Source organism: Nocardioides cavernae, assembly GCF_016907475.1.
Classification (GTDB): Bacteria; Actinomycetota; Actinomycetes; order Propionibacteriales; family Nocardioidaceae; genus Nocardioides; species Nocardioides cavernae.
Genome location: NZ_JAFBCA010000001.1, coordinates 1,307,537 through 1,330,059, shown reverse-complemented (window position 1 = coordinate 1,330,059; position 22,523 = coordinate 1,307,537). Strand labels below are relative to the sequence as shown.

The 22,523-nt window shown below is 71.6% G+C and carries 20 protein-coding genes and 1 tRNA gene; 10 read left to right on the top strand and 11 right to left on the bottom strand.

Annotation, left to right across the window (positions count from 1 at the left end; genetic code table 11):
- Positions 1–20: 20 nt before the first annotated feature.
- Entirely contained in the window at positions 21–623 is a 603-nt protein-coding gene (locus tag JOD65_RS06205) for a 5-formyltetrahydrofolate cyclo-ligase (protein WP_191193252.1), read from the top strand.
- 81 nt (positions 624–704) lie between these two features.
- Here the strand turns inward: JOD65_RS06205 and JOD65_RS06200 are convergent, their stop codons facing one another.
- Positions 705–3,374, bottom strand: a complete 2,670-nt coding sequence (locus JOD65_RS06200; RefSeq protein ID WP_191193253.1) for a penicillin acylase family protein — start codon at positions 3,372–3,374, stop codon at positions 705–707.
- Between the two features lie 104 nt (positions 3,375–3,478).
- Here JOD65_RS06200 and JOD65_RS06195 point away from each other — a divergent pair, with 104 nt between their 5' ends.
- From JOD65_RS06195 to JOD65_RS06185, 3 genes are all read left to right on the top strand, one after another.
- A complete protein-coding gene (locus JOD65_RS06195) occupies positions 3,479–3,808 on the top strand; it encodes an FmdB family zinc ribbon protein (RefSeq protein ID WP_191193254.1) in 330 nt (109 codons plus the stop codon).
- A gap of 102 nt (positions 3,809–3,910) precedes the next feature.
- Complete coding sequence (locus JOD65_RS06190) at positions 3,911–4,543, top strand: SAF domain-containing protein (RefSeq protein ID WP_191193255.1); 633 nt, start codon at positions 3,911–3,913, stop codon at positions 4,541–4,543.
- Positions 4,544–4,598: 55 nt separating this feature from the next.
- Positions 4,599–4,949 (top strand): MscL family protein, encoded by a 351-nt coding sequence (locus tag JOD65_RS06185; protein ID WP_191193256.1) that lies wholly within the window; start codon positions 4,599–4,601, stop codon positions 4,947–4,949.
- Positions 4,950–5,096: 147 nt separating this feature from the next.
- Here JOD65_RS06185 and JOD65_RS06180 read toward each other — a convergent pair whose 3' ends face one another.
- Together JOD65_RS06180 and JOD65_RS06175 are read right to left on the bottom strand one after the other, a co-directional pair.
- Entirely contained in the window at positions 5,097–5,357 is a 261-nt protein-coding gene (locus JOD65_RS06180; protein ID WP_191195529.1) for a hypothetical protein, read from the bottom strand.
- 8 nt (positions 5,358–5,365) lie between these two features.
- Positions 5,366–6,646 (bottom strand): LCP family glycopolymer transferase, encoded by a 1,281-nt coding sequence (locus JOD65_RS06175; protein ID WP_191193257.1) that lies wholly within the window; start codon positions 6,644–6,646, stop codon positions 5,366–5,368.
- Between the two features lie 178 nt (positions 6,647–6,824).
- Between JOD65_RS06175 and JOD65_RS06170 the strand changes: the two genes are divergently transcribed.
- Positions 6,825–6,900: transfer RNA gene (locus JOD65_RS06170), tRNA-Arg, on the top strand.
- A gap of 27 nt (positions 6,901–6,927) precedes the next feature.
- Here JOD65_RS06170 and JOD65_RS06165 read toward each other — a convergent pair.
- Both JOD65_RS06165 and JOD65_RS06160 read right to left on the bottom strand, forming a co-directional pair.
- Positions 6,928–7,827: a CHAD domain-containing protein gene (locus JOD65_RS06165; RefSeq protein WP_191193258.1), complete on the bottom strand. Its 900-nt coding sequence runs from the start codon at positions 7,825–7,827 to the stop codon at positions 6,928–6,930.
- A gap of 22 nt (positions 7,828–7,849) precedes the next feature.
- On the bottom strand, positions 7,850–9,040 hold the full coding sequence (locus tag JOD65_RS06160) for a saccharopine dehydrogenase family protein (protein WP_191193259.1): 1,191 nt from the start codon (positions 9,038–9,040) through the stop codon (positions 7,850–7,852).
- A 52-nt stretch (positions 9,041–9,092) separates the two neighbouring features.
- On the opposite strand from JOD65_RS06160, the gene JOD65_RS06155 reads away from it, so the two are divergent.
- From JOD65_RS06155 to JOD65_RS06145, 3 genes are read left to right on the top strand one after another with little or no spacing between them, the layout of a single operon-like run.
- A complete protein-coding gene (locus JOD65_RS06155; RefSeq protein ID WP_191193260.1) occupies positions 9,093–10,964 on the top strand; it encodes a beta-propeller domain-containing protein in 1,872 nt (623 codons plus the stop codon).
- A gap of 41 nt (positions 10,965–11,005) precedes the next feature.
- Complete coding sequence (locus JOD65_RS06150) at positions 11,006–11,272, top strand: DUF2277 domain-containing protein (protein ID WP_191193261.1); 267 nt, start codon at positions 11,006–11,008, stop codon at positions 11,270–11,272.
- Complete coding sequence (locus JOD65_RS06145; RefSeq protein WP_191193262.1) at positions 11,269–12,153, top strand: Sir2 family NAD-dependent protein deacetylase; 885 nt, start codon at positions 11,269–11,271, stop codon at positions 12,151–12,153. Before JOD65_RS06150 ends, JOD65_RS06145 begins: the two co-directional genes overlap by 4 nt.
- A gap of 28 nt (positions 12,154–12,181) precedes the next feature.
- Here JOD65_RS06145 and JOD65_RS06140 read toward each other — a convergent pair whose 3' ends face one another.
- Positions 12,182–12,862: an iron-dependent transcriptional repressor DtxR gene (locus JOD65_RS06140; RefSeq protein ID WP_191193263.1), complete on the bottom strand. Its 681-nt coding sequence runs from the start codon at positions 12,860–12,862 to the stop codon at positions 12,182–12,184.
- Positions 12,863–12,924: 62 nt separating this feature from the next.
- Here JOD65_RS06140 and JOD65_RS06135 point away from each other — a divergent pair, with 62 nt between their 5' ends.
- Positions 12,925–13,716 (top strand): hotdog family protein, encoded by a 792-nt coding sequence (locus JOD65_RS06135; RefSeq protein ID WP_191193264.1) that lies wholly within the window; start codon positions 12,925–12,927, stop codon positions 13,714–13,716.
- Positions 13,717–13,743: 27 nt separating this feature from the next.
- Positions 13,744–15,342, top strand: coding sequence for a glycoside hydrolase family 13 protein (locus JOD65_RS06130; protein ID WP_443678554.1), 1,599 nt, complete (start codon positions 13,744–13,746; stop codon positions 15,340–15,342).
- 106 nt (positions 15,343–15,448) lie between these two features.
- On the opposite strand, the gene JOD65_RS06125 is transcribed toward JOD65_RS06130, so the two are convergent.
- The 5 genes from JOD65_RS06125 to JOD65_RS06105 form a co-directional block, all read right to left on the bottom strand.
- Positions 15,449–15,895 carry a MarR family winged helix-turn-helix transcriptional regulator gene (locus JOD65_RS06125; RefSeq protein WP_307820969.1) on the bottom strand — a complete coding sequence of 149 codons (447 nt, stop codon included), beginning with the start codon at positions 15,893–15,895 and terminating at the stop codon, positions 15,449–15,451.
- Positions 15,896–15,903: 8 nt separating this feature from the next.
- Positions 15,904–17,472 carry an MDR family MFS transporter gene (locus JOD65_RS06120; protein WP_307820968.1) on the bottom strand — a complete coding sequence of 523 codons (1,569 nt, stop codon included), beginning with the start codon at positions 17,470–17,472 and terminating at the stop codon, positions 15,904–15,906.
- Between the two features lie 717 nt (positions 17,473–18,189).
- Complete coding sequence (locus JOD65_RS06115) at positions 18,190–20,202, bottom strand: ABC transporter ATP-binding protein (RefSeq protein ID WP_191193267.1); 2,013 nt, start codon at positions 20,200–20,202, stop codon at positions 18,190–18,192.
- Complete coding sequence (locus JOD65_RS06110) at positions 20,199–21,932, bottom strand: ABC transporter ATP-binding protein (protein WP_191193268.1); 1,734 nt, start codon at positions 21,930–21,932, stop codon at positions 20,199–20,201. Before JOD65_RS06110 ends, JOD65_RS06115 begins: the two co-directional genes overlap by 4 nt.
- Positions 21,932–22,507, bottom strand: coding sequence for a TetR/AcrR family transcriptional regulator (locus JOD65_RS06105; RefSeq protein WP_191193269.1), 576 nt, complete (start codon positions 22,505–22,507; stop codon positions 21,932–21,934). Before JOD65_RS06105 ends, JOD65_RS06110 begins: the two co-directional genes overlap by 1 nt.
- Positions 22,508–22,523 lie beyond the last annotated feature (16 nt).

Sequence of the window (22,523 nt, the reverse complement as noted above, 5' to 3'; positions counted from 1 at the left end):
TTCGATCGTAGGCTGCCGGTGTGGGACCAGGACACTCGGCGGCCAAGACCGCACTGCGCGACCAGGTGCTGGCTGCCCGCAAGCGGCGCCCGCTCGAGGCCGCCGGCGGGTTCGCGGCGTCCGTCGCCGACGCGGCGCTGGCGTGGGAGCCGGTCCGGTCCGCCGCCACCGTCGCGGCGTACGTCTCGGTCGGCAGCGAGCCCGGCACCGGCCTCCTGCTCGACGTGCTCGCCGCAGCCGGCAAGCGGGTGCTGCTGCCGGTGGTGCTGCCGGGGCTCGACCTCGACTGGGCCGAGTACACCGGTCGGGAGGGCCTCGCCCCCGCGGTGCGCGGCCTCCTCGAGCCGACCGCGCCACGACTCGGGCGCGAGGCGATCGCGCAGGCCGACGTCGTCCTCGTGCCGGGCACCGGGGTCTCGCTGTCCGGAGCGCGGCTCGGCCAGGGCGGCGGGTGCTACGACCGCGCCCTGCCCCGCGTCTCCCCCGGCACCCCCGTCGCCGTGGTGCTGTACGACGACGAGGTCGGCCTCGCCGTGCCCGCCGAGCCCCACGACGTGCGGGTCGGCTTCGCCCTGACGTCGCACGGGGTCAGGGCCCTGCTGGAGTCACCGGATATCCGGTGAGACTCACACTTTGCACCCGGGATCTTGGGTGCAAAGTGTGAAAGTCACCGGATATCCGGTGACTCCCGGGACGGGTGGGACTCACTCCGCAGGCGTGAGCACCAGGGTGTCCTCGGCCGCCGCCTGGACGGCGCCACGGGTGAAGGCCCAGGGCAGCGTCTCGCCGTCGACGTAGAGCTCGGTCTGGTCGGAGAAGTGCGACGAGGCCGGGTGCCCGGAGACGCCGGTGAGGTTGATCCACCGCGAGTCGTCCCAGTCGGCGAGCGAGACGACCATCCGCATCGACGGTGCGGCGGTGACCTCGAAGCCCTCGACGGCGTTCCACGACGTGGCGTCGACGATGGACGAGCCGCCGCCCACCTCCCAGTCGTTGCGGTTGAAGAGGCGCTCGACCGGCGCGACGCCCGACTCGCCGAGCGTGGGGTTGCGGAGGTTCATGCGGTGCAGGTGCCCCCACTCCCACAGGCGCGGGTCGCGGGACTGACGGCGCGTCATCTCGTCGCGGGCGTCGATGAGCGAGGCCCGCAGGATGTCGTCACGGGTCTCCACCGTGTCGTCGGTGCGTACGTCGTCCCACCACGGCCCGGCGGGCTCCGACAGCAGCTGGCTGACCACGCGGAACCACCGGTCGCCGCCGTCGGGCCAGGTGCGCTGCCGCAGCTCGTCGTGGAAGGTCTTGTCGAGGATCGTGCGCCACACGACGTTGAAGTAGGCGGCGGCCGGACTGTCGACCGGCGAGGAGAAGTCCCAGTCGCGCAGCAGGTTCTGGGCGTTGCGGTAGTAGGGGGACGGCAGCGCCTCGACGTCGAGGAGGTAGGGCACCAGCGTCTCGGCCATCGGGTTGGTGGAGTCGAGCTGGAGCCCGGCCATCTCCGAGACGGACAGCTCGCCCTCGCTCTCGAGCACCTCGCGGATGCGCGTCGAGCGGTAGCCGTAGTCCCAGTCCTTGGTGAGGAGGTAGGGGTAGCGCTCGTCGATGACGGCCTGGTTGGCCGTCGCGATGAAGCCCTCCTCCGGGTCCAGCACGCCCGGCAGCCCGTCGAAGGGGATGTACTCGCCGGTCCAGTCGTTGGCGCTGACCCAGCCCTCCACCGGCATGGTGCCGTCGTTGCCGGCCCGGCGGATCGGGATCCGGCCGGGCGACTGGTAGCCGATGTGGCCCTCCCGGTCGGCGTAGACGAGGTTCTGCGCAGGCACCGAGAAGTCGGCGGCGGCCGCACGGAACGAGTCCCAGTCCGAGGCGCGGTTGAGGGCGAGGATCGCGTCGGCGGTCGGCGCCGGCTCGAGGGCGGTCCATGCCAGCGCGACGGCGTACCCGCTCCCCCGCTCGCCCGGCTCATCGGTGGGTGCGTTGGCGCCGACGGTCGCGAACTCCGTCGAGACGTCGCTGATCAGCGGCCCGTGGACCGTCTCGCGCACGCGCATCTCGACGTCGTCCCCGCCGCGCACCTTGATCGTCTCGGTGTGCACCTCCATCGCCTCGGTCGCGCCGTCGCGGACGTAGCGGTCGTCGCCCTCGGTCTGCTCGAGGAAGAGGTCGGTGACGTCGGGGCCGAGGTTGGTCATCCCCCACGCGATGTCGGCGTTGTGGCCGATGATGACGCCCGGCACCCCGGAGAACGTGAAGCCCGACGTGTCGAGCGTGCAGTCGGCCGTCCGCGCGCGGCAGTGCAGACCCATCTGCATCCAGATGCCGGGCTGGCTGATGCCGAGGTGGGGGTCGTTGGCCAGGATCGGCTTGCCGGTCGCGCTGTGCTCCCCGTCGACGACCCACGAGTTGCTGCCGATCCCGCGGCCCTTGCCGATCAGCTCGGGCATCGCGTCGAGCCGGTCGCGCACCCGCTCGAGGGCGGCGACGACACCCGGGGCGTACGCCGGCCGGCGGGGGTTGCGGGTCGCGTTGCCCGAGGCGTTCTGCTCGAAGACCCCGTCGACGACCCCGCCGCCGCTGACGATCGGCGGGTGCTCGTCGAAGGGGTAGGCGGGCCACAGCGAGGCGATCTCGTCCTCGGTGTGGTCGAGCGAGAGCAGCACCCGGTCGACCTCGGCGTCCATGTTGCCGCGCAGGTCCCACGCCATCGCCTTGAGCCAGGCGAGCGAGTCGATCGGGTCCCACTCCGCCGGGGAGTAGTCGAGGCCGGTGAGCCCCAGCACGCTGTACTCAGCCGCCAGCTGCGACGGGCTGCGGTCGGCGATGTAGGCGTTGACCCCGGCGGCGTACGCCGTCAGCGCGTCACGCGTCGCCGGCTCCAGCAGCGCCCACTCGCGCTCGGCGACGCGGCGCCAGCCCATCGTGCGGATGAAGCGGTCGGTCTCGAGGGTGTCGGAACCGAAGATCTCCGAGAGCCGACCCGCGGTCACGTGGCGGCGGAAGTCCATCTCGAAGAAGCGTTCCTGCGCGTGCACGAAGCCCTGCGCGAACATCAGGTCGGCGTCGGTGTCGGCGTAGACCTGCGCGATGCCCTGCTCGTCGCGGACCACCTCGACGCTCGCCGACAGGCCGGGGACCTCGATCTCGCCGTCGGTCTGCGGCAGCGGCCGGCGTACGACGACCACGGCCGCCGCGGCGAGCACCAGGAGCAGCACCACGAGGCCCAGCGCCGTCCAGGCCGTCCATCGCACCGCCCGGGGCGCACGCTTGAAGGCCTGCCAGCGCGAGCCGCGACCGGAGTCGCTGGCGGGCTCGGTGGTCTGCTCGGTCGCGGGGGTGGAGTCGGGGGTGGAGTCGGGGGTGTCGGCAGGCTCGGTCATCGCTCGACCATTGTGCCGTACCATTGGCAGTCGAAGGGCCCGAGTGCCAGCGCGTCGCGCCGGCCCGGCCGATCCCGCACCACCGTCGCTGCCAGAGGACCCACATGCCGACCTACCAGTACGCCTGCACCGAGTGCGGCCACTCGTTCGAGCAGTTCCAGAGCTTCAGCGAGGACGCCCTGACCGTCTGCCCGGAGTGCGACGGCCGGCTGCGCAAGCTCTTCAACGCCGTGGGCGTGGTGTTCAAGGGCTCGGGCTTCTACCGCACCGACAGCCGCTCGGACTCCGGCTCCTCGACGCCGGCTTCGTCGTCCACCGGCTCCAGCTCCTCGTCGTCCTCGACCCCGTCGACCAGCTCGTCGAGCCCGTCCTCCGGCTCGTCCTCCTCGAGCTCGTCGTCGGGGTCGTCCTCCAGCTCGTCCTCCTCGGACTGACCGACCGCCCCGCCGCTGGTCGAGGAGGTCGCGCAGCGGCCGTCACCAGACCCCCTGTGGAGAGGCCGAGCGGGCGTCGTCGCCCCGGCCTAGCGTCAACGCATGTTCCCGGGACTCCCGCCGGCCAGGCGCCGGCTGCGCGCCGTACGACACCAGCTGCGGCGTCGCCGTCGCCTGATCGCCGCCGCGCTCACCGCCGTCGCCGCCCTCGGCGCGCTGCGCACCCTGGCGCCGCCCCCGGCCGAGACCGTCGAGGTGCTGGTCGCCGCGCGCGACCTGCCCTCCGGCTCGCTCCTGGCGGAGGACGACCTCGTCCCCCGCGACTGGCCGGCCGACCTCGTCCCGGGCCGGGCCGCGGCAGCCCCGGCCGGGCGGGTGCTGGCCGCGGCAATCGGCCGCGGCGAGGTGGTGACCGACGTACGCCTCGTCGGGCCGGGTCTGGCACTCGCCCAGCCCGGAGAGACGATCGTGCCGGTGCGGCTTCCCGACGCCGGCATGGCCGCCCTGCTGCGCCCGGGCGACGAGGTCGACCTCCTCGCCACCGACCCGGGCACCGGCGAGGCGGCCCTCGTGGCGCGCGACGTCACCATTCTCGCCACCCCGACCGGCGTGCCCGACGGGCCCGCGGGCGGGACCGGTGGTGCGCTGGTCGTGGTCGGGGCGAGCGCCGAGGAGGCGGTCACGCTGGCCGGTGCAGCGCTGACGCGATACCTCACGGTGTCGTGGAACCGCTAGCGTGAGGTGCGTTCACCGTCGCGGCCTCTCGGGGCCCCACCAGAGGAGATCCAGCATGAGCGGCTTCAAGGCATTCGTCCTCAAGGGCAACCTGATCGAGATCGCCACCGGCCTGATCATGGCGCTTGCCTTCGCGGCGGTCGTCACCACGTTCACCGCGTGGCTCACCGGCCTGCTGCCGAACACCGAGGACTTCTTCAGTGACGAGACGGGCAGCTTCGGCGCCTTCCTCAACGCCCTGATCGCGTTCCTCATCATGGGCGCGGTCGTCTACTTCTTCATCGTGGTGCCCTACACCAAGGCCCGCGAGCGCTTCTACCCGACCGAGGAGGCCGGTGCGGCGCCCGACGTCGCCCTCCTCGAGGAGATCCGCGACCTGCTCCGCGCCCGCGGCGGGGCCGTCTGACCTTCGTCCGGCAGGACTTCGTGCGGCCCGTCCCCGACCGGGGGCGGGCCGTTCGTCGTCCCGCCGATGACGCGTCCTGCTGAGCGGTCGCTGGGCCACATTCCGCGGCGTACGAAGGTGGCTGGGACACCGCTCGGCGGAGGCTGGTCAGCCGTGGTGGGGCGGCACCTGGTCGCGGTACCAGTCGTCGCCCTTGCCCGAGCGGTCCTCACCCGGGTCGCGGTCGTCGCTCGTCTGGTCGGGACCGCTGTCACCGAACACCGCCGCCAGTCGGCGGCGGCGCTTCCACTCCGGCTCGCGCTCGTCCGGCCCGTCCGGCGCCGCCGCCTCGGCGGGCGACGAGTCGGGCGTCGAGTCGGACGTCGAGTCAGCCTCGGCGTCCGGCTCGACCGGGGTGTCAGGATCCACGGGACTGGTCAGGCGCAGATGCCCGGGACGGGGTCGGGCTCGGTGGTCGCGGGCGCCTCGGGAGTGGCGGTCTCGCTGGCCGTCTCGGACGGGGTCTCCGACGGAGTCTCGGACGGGGTCTCGGAGGGAGTCTCGGACGGGGTCTCCGACGGGCTCTCTCCGTCGGCGCTCGGCGACGGCGTCTCGGAGGATCCGGGCGGGCCTTCGGCGCTCACCGAGTTGCCACCGAGCAGCCGCGGCGGGATCACCTTGTCCTCGTTGACCAGCTTCCAGATCTCCTCCGCCTCCGGCGTCCAGTAGACCTTGCCCCAGAACTCGGAGTCGCGCGGGTAGTACTCGGTCGGCAGCGTGACGAACTTGACCTTGTCGAGGCCGATGTTCTGCAGCTGCATCGCCACCTTGCCGAGGCGGGTGACCGAGGCGAACTCCTCGTCGGTGGTCAGCGACTTGGTGGCCGCGTCGAGGAACTTCACGACCTTGTCGAGCCGGGTCAGCGTGCCCGCCGACTGCACCTCGCGGACGAGGGCGCCGATGAACTCCTGCTGGCGTCGGATCCGGGAGATGTCGTTCTGCTGGAGCTGCTCGCCCACGTAGCGCGCGCGGACGTAGTCGAGGGCCTCGTCGCCCGAGAGGACCGACGGATTGCCCTTGGGGACGAAGATCTGGTGCTCGCGGTCGACGATGTCCTCGGGCACGCAGACCGGGACGCCGCCGACGGCGTCGACCATGTCGCCGAAGCTGGCGAAGTCCACGACGATGAAGTGGTCGACGTAGATGTCGGTGTTGAACTCGAGCTGGTCGAGCGTGCAGACGGGGCCGCCCACGCCGTAGGCGGCGTTCCACATCACGTCGGTCGCAGCGGCGGAGTCGCCGGCGTTGCACTCGGGTCGGTCGATGATCGAGTCACGCGGGATCGAGACGGCGTACGCCCGGCTGCGGTCCGCGGACAGGTGCACGAGGATGGTGGTGTCGGAGCCGCCGCCGCCCTCCTTGTCGATGCCGCAGCCCTCGCAGTCGCGCGAGTCGGAGCCCATCACCAGGATGTTGAGCGGCTCGCCGTTGCCGGTGTAGACCTTCTCGGGACGCTCGTCGTCGCCGAGCGCGTCCAGGGAGAGCCCCTCGATGTTGCCGTTGAGGTGGCGGATGAAGTAGACGGTGCCCAGCCCGGTGATGAGTGCGAGCACGAGCGCGCTGATCAGGACCACGCGGCCGACGGTGTGCTTGCGGGCCACCTTCCCGCGGCGTTTGGGTGCGCCGTCGGACGGCTCAGGGCGCGGCTCGTCCGACACGGGCTCACCTTCGTTGGGGTGGGGAGGGGCTGACCGGACTGAACCTACTTCACCGCGACAAGATTTCCGCTCCCGCCGAGCGGCGGCCACGCCGGGCCAGGCACCCTGCTGATGCCCGAGGGCGTACGACGTCGTGGCAGGATGCTTCCCGCCGCGCCACCTCGGGTGCCGCAGCGCCGCCCCAGTAGCTCAGTGGATAGAGCAGCCGCCTCCTAAGCGAAAGGTCGCAAGTTCGACTCTTGCCTGGGGCACCAGCACCGCGCGACCAGCCTCCTCCGGGACTAGCTGGCCCTGCGTGTCCGGATCCTGCAGGCCTCCACGTGGGCCCACGCGTGCTCGAAGTCCTCGGTCGCCGCTGCGGCACGAGCCTCCTCGATCACGTGCAGCCGGCCGAGGGTGAACCCGTTCATCCCGTCGAGGTGCGTGCGTGCCCCTAGCTCGCGCAGGAACCTCCGCGACATCACCGTGTCCTGGTGCTCCCCCAGTGCCTCCTGCACCTCCTCGGCGGCAGAGGCCAGCTTCTCCGCCGGCTCTCCCAGGGCCGGGACCGCCAGCTCGGCGGCGTACCGCAGCCGCTTCGCCTTCTTGCGCGCGTTGTGCAGTGCCGCATCGTGCGCCTCGCCGGACTCGACCTCCCGAGCGGCCCGGACCGCGCGACGCAGCCGCTTGGTGTCGCGGCGGAGCAGGCCGGGGAACACGTCGCCCGCAGGCCTGGCTCCCTCCCCCGTCATCGGGAGGTCGCGCACGAGGGCGTCGAGGTCGTCCAGCAGGCGGCGGTACCGCGAGTCCCCCAACACCACGAGCGCGTGTGCGCGCCCGCGCTGCTCGGCGGCGCTGAGCTCGTCGTCGATCAGGACGTCCACCGGGCCCATCACCAGGTCCGGCGGTTGGGCCGACACGAGGTCTCGGAGTCGCTCCCGAAGCACCTGGGCGTCGCGGGCGACGCTCAGCGCGCGACCGAGCCAGCGCAGCTCGTCGCTGAGGGCGTCGGTGCTCTGCTCGAACAGCGGCTGACACGTCCGGAGCGACGTTCGAAGGCGTCGTGCGGCGATGCGCATCTTGTGGACGCCGCTCGTCTCCCCCGAACGGACTCGTGCCTCCTCCTCGTGCAACCTCGCGACGTTCTCGGCCAGGTGGGCGCGCACGACGTCAGCAGCCGTCGGGTGCCGTTCGACCGTCATCACCCCATCATCCGGCAGAGGGTCAGCCGGCGAGCGTCTCGAACCGGATCCCGGCTTTCTGCAACCGTTCGAGCAACGCATCGCCCATGGCCTGGGCCGGCGTGACCTGGCCCGCCGCGTCGGGGTTGTCGTCGAGGGCGAGGCACAGCGCGGCCTCGCTGAGCATCTTGGCGGTCTCGGTGTAGCCCGGATCGCCGCCCGAGACGCGGGTACGGACCGTTCGCTCGCCGGCCTCGCCGAGGAAGTCGACGGTGAACCACGACTTCGCGCGCTTGGCGTCGTCGGGCCCGGAACCCTTCGGCACCTTGGACGTGATGAGCTCGCGCAGCGGCTTGACCTGGGCGGCCAGCGTCAGCGCTCCCACCCCCACCGCGCCGCCGGCGGCGTAGCGCAGGGTCTTGGTGCCGACCCAGTGGGAGTAACGGAACTTCGGACCGTACGACGCCAGCGCGGCGCCGGTGCGGGCCACGATGATCGGGTCGATCGTCGGCAGCGGGAGCAGCCAGTAGCCGAGCACCGGGTCGCGGTGGGGCTTGCCGCGCACCGCGCGCGACGACCGTCCCTCGGGTCGCGCCTCGGCGCGCCGGCGGGCGGCGTACGTCGCGCGCATCTGCTTGGCCCGGGCGAACTGCTCCATCGCCGAATGGAAGGTGCCGCCGGAGAAGGCGCCGCCGGACCGGACGACGCCTCGCACGGTGATCGGCTCGTCGTCGGGCAGCTGCTGCACGGTGTAGTAGGCGCCCAGGTCGTGCGGGATCGAGTCGAAGCCGCAGGCGTGGACGAGGCGGGCGCCGGTGCGCACCGCGGTCTGGTGGTGCTCGAGGAACATCCGGTCCACGAACTCCGGCTCGCCGGTGAGGTCGAGGTAGTCGGTGCCGGCCTCCGCGCAGGCGGCGACCAGCGGGGCGCCGTGCTCGAGGTAGGGCCCGATCGTGGTGGCGACCACGCGGGCGCGGCGGGCGATGTCGGACAGGGCCGCGGCGTCGGTCGACTCGGCGACCAGCACCTCGACGTCGCTCGCCCCGGCCTCGGCGAGCCGCCGTCGTACGGCCTCGAGCTTGTCGGCGTTGCGGCCGGCGATCGCCCAGCGCAGCCCGGCCGGCGCGGCGGCGGCGAGGTAGTCGGCGGTGAGCCCGCCGGTGAACCCGGTGGCGCCGAAGAGGACGAGGTCCAGGTCGCGGTCGGGGCGGCTGTCGGCGCGGCGGTCGCTCATCGCGCCATCGTGTCACGCGGAACCGCGCCCACGGAGGGCCCGTCCCACCGCCATGCCCACTGCGCAGCGCGTTCGCAACCTCGTCACTGGTGCCACGGTCGTCACCAGCCTCGCCGCAGCCGTCGGCGTCGGCTACGCGCTCGGCAACGACCCCGACGGCGGTCGTCCGCCCGCCTCGCCGCCGATCGTCCTCGCCAACGCCGACCTCACGGTCGCCGCGGGGTGCGACGAGCTCCTCGCCTCCTACGTCGACCGGGCGCTCGAAGCGGTCGGCCCCTACGGCTGGGGCGGCGATGTCATGTACGACGTCATGACCAGTGAAGACGCCGGTGCCGCGGCCGCTCCGAGCTCGGAGGCCGCCCGGTCGACCGTGTCGACCTCCCGCAGCACCAGCAACGAGTCCGGCACCAACGTCCAGGAGGCCGGCGTCGACGAGGCCGACGTGGTGAAGGTGGCCGGCAGCCTGCTGCTACGGCTGCGTGACGGCGAGCTGCTGGCGTACGACGTCTCGGGCGACGAGCCGCGCCTGCTGTCCTCCACCCGCCTCGAGGACGCCCGCGGCAGCAGCGGGTGGGTCGGCGATCCCGGCGGGGAGATGGTCCTCGTCGACGGGCGCGCGGTGGTCCTCGGAACCTCGACGGACGGGATGTCGACGACGATCACCACGGTCGACCTCGCCGACCCCACCTCGCCCGCAGTCGTCGACACGACCGAGGTCCGAGGCCGCGCGTCGGCGGTGCGCCTGCACGGCGACGTCGTGCGTGTCGTGCTGCAGAACGGTCTGCCCGAGCTCGACTTCACCGCCCCCGACGGGACCCTCGGCCAGCTGCGGGCGCGGCTGAGCAACCGCGCGCTCGTGCGCGACACCACCCTGGCCGACTGGCTCCCCACGGTCGACGGCGCACCGGTCGTCGACTGCGAGGACGTCGCCATCCCGGACGACGACCTGGCCCTGGGCACCACCACCTTGCTGGCCTTCGACCCCGCCGAGCCGACCGCGCTCACGACCACCGCGGTGGCCACCGACTCCGCCATCTCCTACTTCTCGACCGACCGGTTCTACCTCGCCGCGTCCGCACCCCAGTGGGGCTGGGTCGACTGCATGAACTGCCGCCCGACCGGCTTCCCCGGCACCGACGGCACGACCCCCCTGTTCGCCTTCGGACTCGACGGGACAGAGGCGACGTACGTCGCCTCGGGCGAGGTGGAGGGCAGCATCGCGGACCGCTGGTCGATGGACGCCGTGGGCGGTTCGCTCCGCGTCGCGGTCGGGCCGAGCAGCGAGACCGGCAACTTCAACTCGGTGCTGACGCTCCGCGAGGAGGGCTCGGACCTCGTCGAGGACGGACGGGTCGACCAGCTCGGCGTCGGAGAGGAGATCAAGTCCGTGCGGTGGTTCGACGACCTCGCGATCGTGGTCACCTTCCGCCAGACCGACCCGCTCTACGCGATCGACCTCAGCGACCCGACCGCCCCGCGGCTGGTGGGCGAGCTGAAGATCCCCGGCTTCTCCGAGTACCTCCACCCGCTCGGCGAGCAGCGGCTCATCGGGATGGGCCAGGACGCCACGCTCGACGGCGTCACCCGCGGCGCACAGGCGGCGCTCTTCGACGTCACCGACCTCGCCGACCCGCGCCAGCTCGACGTCGTCCGCTACGACGAGGGCACGCAGGCCGGAGCGGCGACCGACCCGCGCCAGTTCACCTGGCTGCCCGAGCAGCGCACGGTCCTCACCGTCGTCAGCCAGGGGTGGACCGGCACCACGGGCTGGGTCTCGGTCCTCTCGCTGGCCGACGGGTCGATGAGCAACCGGATGGTCGAGGTGGAGCACGGCACCGACGTCGCCGACGTACGCCTCGTGCCCCTCGCCTCGGGCAAGGTCGCGCTCGTGACGGGCGAGGACGTCACGTTCTTCGCGCTCTGAGCCCCCTCGGCGGGCGAGGATTCCGGCGTACCCTCGACGCCATGTGCCGCAACATCCGCCCGCTCAACAACTTCGAGCCGCCCGCGACGCGTGACGAGGTCACCGCGGCTGCCCTGCAGTACGTGCGCAAGGTGGCCGGCACGACGAAGCCGTCGCAGGCCAACGAGGAGGTCTTCTACGCCGCGGTGAAGGAGATCGCCCACATCACCGAGCACCTGCTCGACGACCTCGTCACTGCCGCGCCGCCGAAGAACCGCGACGTCGAGGCAGCGAAGGCCCGAGCCCGCGCCCAGGCGCGCTACGCGTGACCCTCACGGCCCGCCTCTCCGCCGAGGACGAGGCCCTCGACCTGCTCGCCTCGCGGCCGCTGGTCGTGCTCACCGGCGCCGGGCTGTCCACCGACTCCGGGATACCCGACTACCGCGGCCCGGGCGCGCCGACGCGTGCGCCGATGACCTACCAGGAGTTCGTCGCCACGCCTGAGGCGCAGCAGCGCTACTGGGCGCGCAGCCACCTCGGGTGGCAGCGGATGGGCCGCGCCGAGCCCAACGCCGGTCACCAGGCCCTCGCCGCCCTCGACCCCGAGCTCCTCATCACCCAGAACGTCGACGGCCTGCACGAGGCCGCCGGGTCACGTCACCTCGTCGCCCTCCACGGCCGCGTGGCCGAGGTCGTCTGCCTCACCTGCCGTACGACGTCCTCCCGCGCCGCGCTCGAGCGCGAGCTGGACGCCCTCAACCCCGGCTGGCTCGAGCGGCACGGCTGGGTGGAGTCGCGTCCCGACGGTGACGTCGACCTCGACGACACCCACGACTTCGTGGTGCCGCGGTGCCCGTGCGGCGGACCGCTCAAGCCCGACGTGGTCTTCTTCGGCGAGAACGTGCCGCCCGACCGGGTGGCACGCTGCTACGCCGCCGTCGAGGCGCTCGGCACGTCGGGGGCGCTGCTCGTCGCCGGGTCGTCACTGACGGTGATGAGCGGGCTGCGGTTCGTCAAGCGGGCGGCCCAGGGCAGGACGCCGGTCGTCATCGTGAACCGTGGTGTGACCCGCGGCGACGCGCTGGCGTCGTACAAGCTCGAGGTGGGGTGCAGCGAGTTCCTCGCCGGACTTGTCAGGCGTTCGCTGAACTTGTCAGGCCGTGCACGGGCCGACAAGTTCAGTGATCCCCGGTCAGCCGGGGATCACTGAGACGACGACCTCGACGACCTCAGCGACCTCAGCGCCGGACGAAGATGTGCTCGGCCGCCTCGACGACGAGCTCGGCGGTCTCGCCGCCGGACCCGATGAGGATGCCCTCCTCGGTGCGGGCGATCGTGACGGTCTTGCCGGGGAGCGCGCCGACGCGGCGGAGCAGGCCCATCAGCTCCTCGTCCTTCTGCATCTCCTCGGAGATCCGCTTGACGTGGACCCGCTGGTCCTCCGCGACCGCGGCGCCCGAGAGCGGCTCGACGTTGTCCATGAAGTCCTCGCCGCCGACGTCGCCCAGCTCGTCGAGCCCCGGGATGGGGTTGCCGTAGGGCGACTCGGTCGGGTGGTCGAGCAGCTCGAGGAGCCGGCGCTCGACGGTCTCCGACATCACGTGCTCCCAGCGGCACGCCTCGGCGTGGACGAGCTCCCAGTCGAGGCCGATGACGTCGGTCAGCAGCCTCTCGGCGAGCCGGTGCTTGCGCATGACGCGGGTGGCCAGGAGCTGGCCCTCACCGGTGAGCTCGAGGTGTCGATCGCCCTGCACGGTGAGCAGTCCGTCGCGCTCCATCCGGGCCACGGTCTGCGACACCGTCGGGCCCGACTGGTGCAGCCGCTCGGCGATGCGGGCACGCAGCGGCACGATGCCCTCCTCCACGAGCTCGTAGATCGTGCGGAGGTACATCTCGGTGGTGTCGATCAGGTCACTCACGGTGGTCATTGTGTCCCATCCGGCAACTGCGAGCCGCATGTGCGTCGTGGGACAGTGAACCGGTGACCGAGCTCATCGTGCCCCGACGCTTCTGCGGACCTCCCGACTCCGGCAACGGTGGCTGGACCGCCGGCGCGCTGGCCGCCCTCGACGACGCCGACGCGCCGGACGACCACTGCGGCAGCTGGCCGCCGATCGAGGTGTCGCTGCGCCAGCCGCCGCCGCTCGACACCCCGCTCGACGTCACCGCCGAGGCCGGCGTCACGACCGCGTCGTTCGGCGGCGCTCCGATCGCCACGGCGCACCGCGTCGACCGGGCGCTCGCCGAGGTGGACCCGGTCGACCCGGACGCCGCCGCGGCCGCCTCGTCGTCGTACCCGGGCCACACGTTCCACCCCTTCCCCACCTGCTTCGCGTGCGGCACGGCGCGCGAGGAGGCCGACGGCCTGCGGATCTTTCCCGGCCCGGTCGGCGAGGGCGCCGACGGCGAGCGCGTCGCAGCACCCTGGACGCCGCACCCGAGCCTCCACGAGGACTGGCACACCTACGTCGACGAGCACCCACGCGCGTCGGTCGCCGTCACCTGGGCGGCGCTCGACTGCATCGGCGGCTGGGCGGGCGACCTGACGGAGCGGCTCATGGTGCTCGGGCGGATGACCGCGCGCATCGACGACCTGCCGGTGATCGGCGAGCCGCACGTCGTGGTCGGCGAGGGCCGCGGCCGGGACGGGCGCAAGACCTTCACCGCCTCGACGCTGTACGACGCCGACGGCCGCGTCGTGGCCACTGCCGAGCACACCTGGATCGCCGTCGACCCGGCGCTGTTCGGCGGCCGTGCCCCGTCCTCGGATTGACCGGCCCCGCCGGCGGTTTGAGAGGATATGGCCATGGCTGATTTGAACGATCCAAAGACCTACTGGTGGCGCAACGCGGTCATCTACCAGGTCTACGTCCGGAGCTTCGCCGACAGCGACGGCGACGGCATCGGCGACCTGCCGGGCATCACCTCGCGCCTGCCGCACCTCGCCGACCTGGGCGTCGACGCCCTGTGGATCACGCCGTTCTACACCTCGCCGCAGCACGACCACGGCTACGACGTCGCCGACTACCGCGACGTCGACCCGCTCTTCGGCTCGCTGTCCGACGCCGACGACCTGGTCGCGCGCGCCCACGAGCTCGGCCTGCGCGTCGTGGTCGACCTGGTGCCCAACCACACGTCCGACCAGCACGAGTGGTTCCAGGCGGCCCTGGCCGCCGGTCCGGGCAGCCCGGAGCGCGGCCGCTACCTGTTCCGGGACGACGTGGACGGCACCCCGCCCAACAACTGGGAGTCGGTCTTCGGCGGCCCGGCGTGGACGCAGGTCGACGACGGCCAGTGGTACCTCCACCTCTTCGACTCCACGCAGCCTGACCTCGACTGGCGCAACCCCGAGGTGCCGGCGATGTTCGAGGACGTCCTGCGCTTCTGGCTCGACCGAGGCGTCGACGGGTTCCGCGTGGACGTGGCGCACGGCCTGTTCAAGGAGGCCAGCCTGCGCGACCAGGTGGTCGCCGAGGGCGGCCGGGCCAGCTCCGGCCAGGTCAACACCGACCACTCGATGGTCTCGCGCGACCTCAAGGACGAGCCCATGTGGGACCAGCCGGAGGTCCACGACGTCTACCGCGCGTGGCACCGCGTCCTGGACGAGGCGGGCCCGGACCGGATGGCCGTGGCCGAGGCCTGGACCCAGACCCCCGAGTCGATGGCAGCGTTCGTGCGACCCGACGAGCTCGACCAGGCGTTCAACTTCGCCTGGCTGCTCGCCGACTGGTCGGCCGAGTCCTTCGCGACCGTCATCACCGACACGCTTTCCGCGGTCGAGCCGGTCGGTGCCTCGCCGACCTGGGTGCTCAGCAACCACGACGTCGTACGCCATGTGACCCGCTACGGCGGCGGCGCGAAGGGTCTCGCCCGCGGCCGCGCCGCGACGCTCGCGATGCTCGCGCTCCCCGGCTCCAGCTACCTCTACCAGGGCGAGGAGCTCGGCCTCGAGCAGGTCGACGTCGCCCCGGAGGACCGCCAGGACCCGTCGTACCTCCGCACCGGCGAGGTCGGCCGCGACGGCTGCCGCGTCCCGATCCCGTGGGGCGGCGGCGAGGCGCCGTACGCCTTCGGGCCGGGCGACGGCCAGCCGTGGATCCCGCAGCCGGCCGACTGGGCCTCGCTCACCGTCGACGCCCAGACCGGGGCCGAGGGCTCGACGCTCGAGTTCTACCGCGCCGCGCTCGGGGCCCGGCGCGAGTTCGCCTGGACCGCCGGCGAGGAGGTCGAGCTGCTCGACCTCGGCACCGACGTGATGGCGTTCCGACGCGGCCCCGTCACGGTCGTGCTCAACTGCGGCGAGGCCGCGGTCGAGCTCCCCGCGGGCGAGCTGCTGCTGGCCAGCGGGCCGGTCGACGGCGGCAAGCTGCCGGGCGACACCGCGGCCTGGCTGCGCTGATCGCCTGCATCTGAGGACGACGCTGCCTCCGGTGCTGCGTCATACGAATCGCCACCCATGGGTGCGGGTCCGTATGACGCAGGCGCCGGAGGCGGATTGTCCCTGGTCAGTCGTCGCTGAGGGCGCGGTTGTACGCCGCCAGCTGGTCGCTGAACCCGGCGAGCTCCTCGTCGCTCCAGGCTGAGAGCCGCTCGTCGAACCTGTTGCTGCGATTGAGGGTCATCGCCTCCAGCCGGCTGCGGCCCTCGTCGCTGGCGTCCAGCAGGATGGCGCGACGGTCCTCGGCTGCGGGTCGGCGCTCGACGAGACCGAGGTCGACCAGCGTCTGCACCTGCCGGCTGACGCCGCCCTTGTCCATGCCGAACGCGTCGGACAGGTCAGCGGCGCGCAGCGGACCGTGCTGCGCCAGGTGGGTGAGGATGAAGTACGTCATCGGGTGCAGGTCGGGGTGGACCTCTCGGGCCCGCTCCCCCATGACCCGCTTGACGCGGCGGATCAGCGTCCCGACCTCGGCCTCGATGCGGCGCAGGTCGTCGTACCTCGTGGTGGTCACGGAGGAGATCATGCCTGCGTGGCCTCCGCCATGAGCTCGTCCTCGCGCTTCACCGACGTGCGCAGGGGCACCTCCTTGATGAACAGGACGGCGATCAGCGCGCCCACCGCGAACGGCAGGGCCACCAGGAAGATGTGACCGGTCGCGTCGCCGAAGGCGCTCTCGAAGATCGCCCGGACCGGCGCCGGCATGCCGGACACGTCCGGGATGCCGCCGGTGTCGTGGGAGACGGCCGAGGCGTACTCCGGGTGGATCGTCAGCAGCTTCGTCAGGCCGGACTGGACCGCGTCGGCGACCTGGTGGGCCAGCACGGCACCCAGGGCGGCGATGCCGACCGAGCCGCCGAGGGACCGGAAGAACGCGACGACCGAGGAGCCCGCGCCCATGTCGGACAGGGCGATGGTGTTCTGCACGGCGAGGACGAGGTTCTGCATCGTGGCGCCGAGGCCGAGGCCGAGGACGGCCATGAAGATGCCGGTGTGCCACAGCGGGGTGCCCGCGTCGATCGTGGACAGCAGCGCGATGCCGGCGATGACGGCGACCATGCCGCCGACGAGCCAGCGCTTCCAGACACCCGTGTTGGAGATGACCCGGCCGCTGACGATGCTCGAGACGAGCAGGCCGCCCACCATGCAGATCGACATCAGGCCGGCCTCGGTGGGGCTCATGTCCTTGGCGCGCTGGAAGTAGAGGCTCAGGTAGACCGTCGAGCCGAACATCGCCACACCGATGAGCACCGAGGCGACCGTGGCGAGGGTGAGGGTGCGGTCCTTGAACAGGCGCAGCGGGATGACCGGGTCCTTGGCGACGTTGGCCTCGACGTGGATGGCCGCACCGACGACGGCGACGGCGCCGACGACGAGCAGCGCGCTGGTCCAGGAGACCCACTCGAAGTTCTGGCCGCCGAGCGAGACCCAGACCAGCAGGATCGAGACGCCGCCGACGAGCAGGAAGGCGCCGAGGTAGTCGATCGAGACGTCATCGCGCTTCACCACCGGGAGGCGCAGCGTCTTCTGCAGCACGACGAAGGCGAGGGCCGCGACCGGGAGACCGGCGAAGAAGCACCAGCGCCAGCCGACGGTGTCCACGAGGACGCCACCGACGAGCGGTCCGCTGACCGTGGCGAGCGCGAAGACGGCGCCGATGTAGCCGCTGTAGCGGCCGCGCTCCCGCGGGGAGACCATCGAGGCGATGACGACCTGGACGAGCGCCGTCAGGCCGCCGACGCCGAGGCCCTGCACGACGCGGGCCCCGATCAGCACCTCCATCGACGGCGCGAAGCCGGCGATGAGCGAGCCGATCGAGAAGATGATCAGGGCCGTCTGCACGAGCAGCTTCTTGTCGAAGAGGTCGGCGAACTTGCCCCAGATCGGCGTGGTCGCGGTCATCGCGAGCATGGTGGCGACGACGACCCAGGTGTAGCCGGTCTGGCTGCCCTGCAGGTCGTCGACGATGGTCGGCAGCGCGTTGCTGACGATCGTGCTGGACAGCATCGCGACGAACATCGCGAGGAGGAGGCCGCTGAGGGCCTCGAGCACCTGGCGGTGCGTCATCTCGCCGCTCTGCTCGGCGGTCACGGGGGGAGCCTGGGTCACTGCAGTCCTTCGTTCGGTTGCGATCAGCAATAGTTGCTCACCACAACCATACGTGCGCAGAGTTTGTTCCGCCATCCGGCGGCGACGAGACCTGGATCACCCGGGGGCTCCCCCGCTCAGGCGTACGACGGCGTCATGCGAAGGCGTACTCACAGACGCCGGTCCGCGTGACGCTCACGCGCGGAGCCGGACGGCCACTGGACAGTGAGTCGCTGGGAGACGCAACGGGCATCCCGGGCGTGTCGGCGGTCGCCAGACGCGGGCCGAGAGAGTGTGCGGGCGGAGCCGGGAAATGCAGCGACCCGCAGGCCAGCTGCCCCTCGAAGAGGGGCCCCGGGGGATGACACCGGGAGCCTGCGGGTCGGGTGGCTGCGATGGATTCGCCGGCAGCTGTCGGCGGACCGGGCTGCCTTAGCGGGCAGCCACCTCACTCATCCGAAAAGAACTCATTCTTCGGATCACCTCCCTTCTGTGTGCCCCAACCGTACGTCGGAGCGCGGAGGTGCTCAATGGATTAAGCGACCGAACCTCGGACGGTGGCGGCACCTCGCACCCCGATGCACCGCCAGCGTGCAATGTGCCGCCACCCCCACCACCCGTCGCACCGGGGTGGCGGCACATCGCAGTTACCGGGCCTCCCCGACTGCAATGTGCCGCCACCATCGAGGGCACCGATCACTGGACAGCGGACGCCGGACCTCAGACCACGACGTCCTCGACGGCCGCCTCGAACTGCGAGCGGTAGAGCCGGGCGTAGGCGCCGTCCACCTCGAGCAGCTGCTCGTGCGAGCCCTGCTCGACGATCGAGCCGTCCTCCATGACGAGGATCAGGTCGGCGTCGCGGATCGTGGAGAGGCGGTGCGCGATCACGAACGACGTCCGGTCCGAGCGCAGCGCCGCCATCGCCTGCTGGAGCAGCAGCTCGGTGCGGGTGTCGACCGACGAGGTGGCCTCGTCGAGGATCAGCAGCGCCGGGTCGGACAGGAAGGCGCGCGCGATCGTCACCAGCTGGCGCTCGCCCGCCGACAGGTTCGAGCCGTCCTCGTCGATGACGGTGTCGTAGCCGTCGGGCAGCGAGTGCACGAAGCGGTCGACGAAGGTGGCCCTCGCTGCCTCGAGGATCTGCTCCTCGGAGGCGTCGGGCCGGCCGTAGGCGATGTTGTCGCGGATCGTGCCGGCGAAGAGCCAGGTGTCCTGGAGCACCATCCCGATCCGGCCGCGCAGCACGCCGCGCGGGATCGAGGTGATGTCGACGCCGTCGATGAGGATGCGGCCCGACTGCGGGTCGTAGAAGCGCATCACCAGGTTGACCATCGTCGTCTTGCCCGCGCCCGTCGGGCCGACGATCGCGACCGTGTGGCCGGGTTCGGCCACGAGCGACAGGTGCTCGATGAGCGGCCGCTCCGGGTCGTAGGCGAACGACACGTCGTCGAAGCGCACCTCGCCCCGAGCATCCGCGGCAGAGGCCGGGCGGCCGGTCGCGTCGGCCGACTCCTCCTCGGCGTCGAGCAGCTCGAAGACGCGCTCCGCGGACGCGACGCCCGACTGCAGCAGGTTGAGCATCGAGGCCACCTGCGTCAAGGGCTGGGTGAACTGGCGCGAGTACTGGATGAAGGCCTGCACGTCACCGAGCGACATCGTCCCGCTGGCGACCCGGAGACCGCCGAGGACGGCGATGACGACGTAGTTCAGGTTCCCGACGAACATCATGATCGGCATGATCAGGCCGCTGACGAACTGAGCGCCGTACGACGCCTGGTAGAGGTCGTCGTTCTGCTCGGCGAACACCCGCTCGGCCTCGTGCTGCCGGCCGAAGACCTTGACGATCGCGTGCCCGGAGAAGGTCTCCTCGATGTGGGCGTTGAGGGTGCCCGTGCGCCGCCACTGCTGGATGAACATCCCCTGCGAGCGCTTCATCACCGCACCGGTGATGAACATCGCGATCGGCACCGAGACCAGCGCGACCGCCGCCAGCAGCGGCGAGATCCAGAACATCATCGCCAGCACCGCGAAGACGGTGAGCAGCGAGTTGAGCATCTGGCTCATCGTCTGCTGCAGGGTCTGGCTGACGTTGTCGATGTCGTTGGTGACGCGGCTGAGCAGCTCGCCGCGCGGCTGCTTGTCGAAGTAGCCCAGCGGCAGCCGGTGCACCTTGTCCTCGACCTCGGACCGCATCCGCAGGACGGTGCCCTGCACGACGTCGTTGAGGAGGTAGCCGCCGAGCCACGCCAGCAGCGACGCGGCGACGTACACGGCCAGCACGACCAGCAGGACGTCGGCGACAGCCGAGAAGTCGACGCCGTCGGTGAGGTCCATCGACGCGAGCATGTCAGCCTGGTTGTCCTCGCCACGGGCGCGCAGCGCCTCGATGGCCTGCTCCTGAGTCGCTCCGGTCGCGAGCACGTCCCGGCCGATCAGCCCCGCGAAGATCAGGTCGGTCGCCCGGCCGAGGATCCACGGACCGACGGCGGTGGCGATGACGCTGAGCAGCGTCAGCACCAGGACGGCGTACGCCTTGTGGCGCTCCGGGTGCAGCCGGGCGAGCAGCCGCTTGAGCGAGGGCCAGAACGTGTCGGCCTTCTGCCCGATCATGCCGCCGCCCATCGGGCCGCGGCCGGGACCACCCGGTCCGGTCTGGACGCGCTCGGTCTCCTTGAGCTGGCCGTCCTTGGCCGGGGCTTCTGTCGTGGTCTGGCTGGTGCTCGTGTTCATGCCACCTCCTCGGCGGTCAGCTGGGACTCGACGATCTCCCGGTAGGTCGTGCAGGTCTCGAGCAGCTCGTCATGGGTGCCGCTGCCGACGACGGCGCCGTCCTCCATCACCACGATCCGGTCGGCGTGACGGATGGTCGCGACGCGCTGGGCCACGATCACCACCGTCGAGTCCCGCGTCACCGGCCTCAGCGCCGCCCGCAGCCGGGCGTCGGTGGTGAGGTCGAGCGCCGAGAACGAGTCGTCGAACAGGTAGATCTCGGGGCGGCGGATCACCGCGCGCGCGATCGCCATGCGCTGGCGCTGTCCGCCGCTGAGGCTGGTCCCGCCCTGGGCCACCTCGGACTCCAGCCCGTCGGGCATCGCCTCGACGAACTCCCGCGCCTGGGAGATCTCGAGCGCCGCCCACATCTCCTCCTCGGTCGCGTCGGGCTTGCCGTAGCGCAGGTTGTCGGCGATGGTCCCGCGGAAGAGGAAGGCCTTCTGCGGCACCAGGCCGAGCCGGGACCACAGCGTCTCGGGGTCGATGTCGCGTACGTCGACCCCGCCGACGCGCACCGCTCCCCCGGTCGCGTCGAACAGGCGCGGGACGAGGTTGACGAGCGTCGACTTGCCGGCGCCGGTCGACCCGACGATCGCCACCGTCTCCCCGGGTCGGGCCGTCATCGTGACCTCGCGCAGCACCGGCTCGTCGGCGCCGGGGTAGGCGAAGGTGACCGCGTCGAGGTCGAGGGCGAGGCGCTCGGGCAGCTCGGTGACCGCGTCGGCCGGCGGGACGACCGACGACTCGGTGTCGAGGACGTCGGTGATCCGGTCGGCGCACACCGCGGCGCGCGGGACCATCATCAGCATGAACATCGCCATCATCACCGACATGACGATCTGCATCAGGTAGGAGATGTAGGCGGTGAGCGCCCCGACCTCCATGTGACCGGCCTCGACGCGGTGCCCGCCGAACCACAGCACCCCGACGGTCGCGACGTTGGCCACGACCATCACCGTCGGGAACATCGCGGCCTGCCAGCGGCCGGCGCGGATCGCGACCTCGGTCAGCTGCGCGTTGGCGTCGGCGAACCGGGCGGTCTCGTGCTCCTCGCGCACGAACGCCCGCACGACGCGGACGCCGGTGATCTGCTCGCGCAGCAACCGGTTGACCTCGTCGATGCGCTCCTGCATCAGCCGGAAGCTCGGCACCATCTGGCGGATGATGAGGCCGATGGAGACGCCGAGGACCGGTACGACGGCGAGGACCAGCCAGGACAGGCCGATGTCCTCACGCGCGGCCATGATGATGCCGCCGACCATCATGATCGGGGCCGCCACCATGAGCGTGCCGCCCATCAGCACGAGCATCTGCACCTGCTGCACGTCGTTGGTCTCGCGGGTGATCAGCGACGGGGCGCCGAAGTGCTGCACCTCGCGGGTGGAGAAGGAGCCGACGCGACGGAAGATGGCGGCCCGTAGGTCGCGGCCGAAGCCCATCGCGTTGCGCGCGGAGAACCACACCGCCGCGATCGAGCAGACGACCTGCACCAGCGAGACCGCGAGCATCAGCCCGCCGTGGCGCACGATGTAGCCCGTGTCGCCGGTGACGACGCCGTTGTCGATGATGTCGGCATTCAGGCTGGGCAGGTAGAGCGCGGCCATCGTGCCGACGAACTGGAGCGCGACGACGGCGGCCAGCGGGGCGGCGTACGGCTTGAGGTAGGTGCGGACGAGTCGCAGCAGCATCAGGAGTCCTTCTTGAGCACGCCGTTGAGGACGGTGTCGACGATCTCCTCGGCGGACAGCGGGTTGCCGTCGGAGATGTGGGGATGGGTTCCGGAGAAGGTCAGCAGCCTGACCACGTGCATCAGCTGGCCCGGCGGGACGCGCAGGGAGTCGCGGTGCCGCTCGGCGAGCCCCTCGAGGATCACGGCCACCTTCTCGCGCTCGGCCTCCATGTGCCGGTGGGCCTTGGGCGGTCCGACCATGCCCATCCGGGTCATCAGCTGGAACACCCGGGAGAAGCGCCGCTGGAAGAGCTCGACGACCTCCAGCAGCATGGCTCCGAGCTCCTGGTCGGGCTCGACCTGCTGGAGCTGGGCGATGAACGGGTCGAGGTCGAGCGCGTGCTCGAGGGCCGCCATGACCAGGTCGTCCTTGGAGTCGAAGACCCGGAAGATCGTCCCCTCGGCGATGCCGGCGGCGTCGGCGATCTGCCGGGTGGTCACGCTGCGCCCGTGCTCGAGCAGCAGCGGGACGGTGGCGTCGACGAGGGCGGCGCGGCGGTCGTCGGGCGAGAGGGGTTTGGCGCGAGGTGGCACGCCCTCCACTGTAAGT

What these genes read in the sequence shown, in the direction of transcription:
- JOD65_RS06190 (WP_191193255.1), top strand. Translation starts at nt 3,911, where the DNA reads ATGTTCCCGGGACTCCCGCCGGCCAGGCGCCGGCTGCGCGCCGTACGA.
- JOD65_RS06150 (WP_191193261.1), top strand. Translation starts at nt 11,006, where the DNA reads ATGTGCCGCAACATCCGCCCGCTCAACAACTTCGAGCCGCCCGCGACG.
- JOD65_RS06155 (WP_191193260.1), top strand. Translation starts at nt 9,093, where the DNA reads ATGCCCACTGCGCAGCGCGTTCGCAACCTCGTCACTGGTGCCACGGTC.
- JOD65_RS06115 (WP_191193267.1), bottom strand. Translation starts at nt 20,202, where the DNA reads ATGAACACGAGCACCAGCCAGACCACGACAGAAGCCCCGGCCAAGGAC.
- JOD65_RS06130 (WP_443678554.1), top strand. Translation starts at nt 13,744, where the DNA reads ATGGCCATGGCTGATTTGAACGATCCAAAGACCTACTGGTGGCGCAAC.
- JOD65_RS06195 (WP_191193254.1), top strand. Translation starts at nt 3,479, where the DNA reads ATGCCGACCTACCAGTACGCCTGCACCGAGTGCGGCCACTCGTTCGAG.
- JOD65_RS06160 (WP_191193259.1), bottom strand. Translation starts at nt 9,040, where the DNA reads ATGAGCGACCGCCGCGCCGACAGCCGCCCCGACCGCGACCTGGACCTC.
- JOD65_RS06200 (WP_191193253.1), bottom strand. Translation starts at nt 3,374, where the DNA reads ATGACCGAGCCTGCCGACACCCCCGACTCCACCCCCGACTCCACCCCC.
- JOD65_RS06165 (WP_191193258.1), bottom strand. Translation starts at nt 7,827, where the DNA reads ATGACGGTCGAACGGCACCCGACGGCTGCTGACGTCGTGCGCGCCCAC.
- JOD65_RS06110 (WP_191193268.1), bottom strand. Translation starts at nt 21,932, where the DNA reads ATGCTGCTGCGACTCGTCCGCACCTACCTCAAGCCGTACGCCGCCCCG.
- JOD65_RS06185 (WP_191193256.1), top strand. Translation starts at nt 4,599, where the DNA reads ATGAGCGGCTTCAAGGCATTCGTCCTCAAGGGCAACCTGATCGAGATC.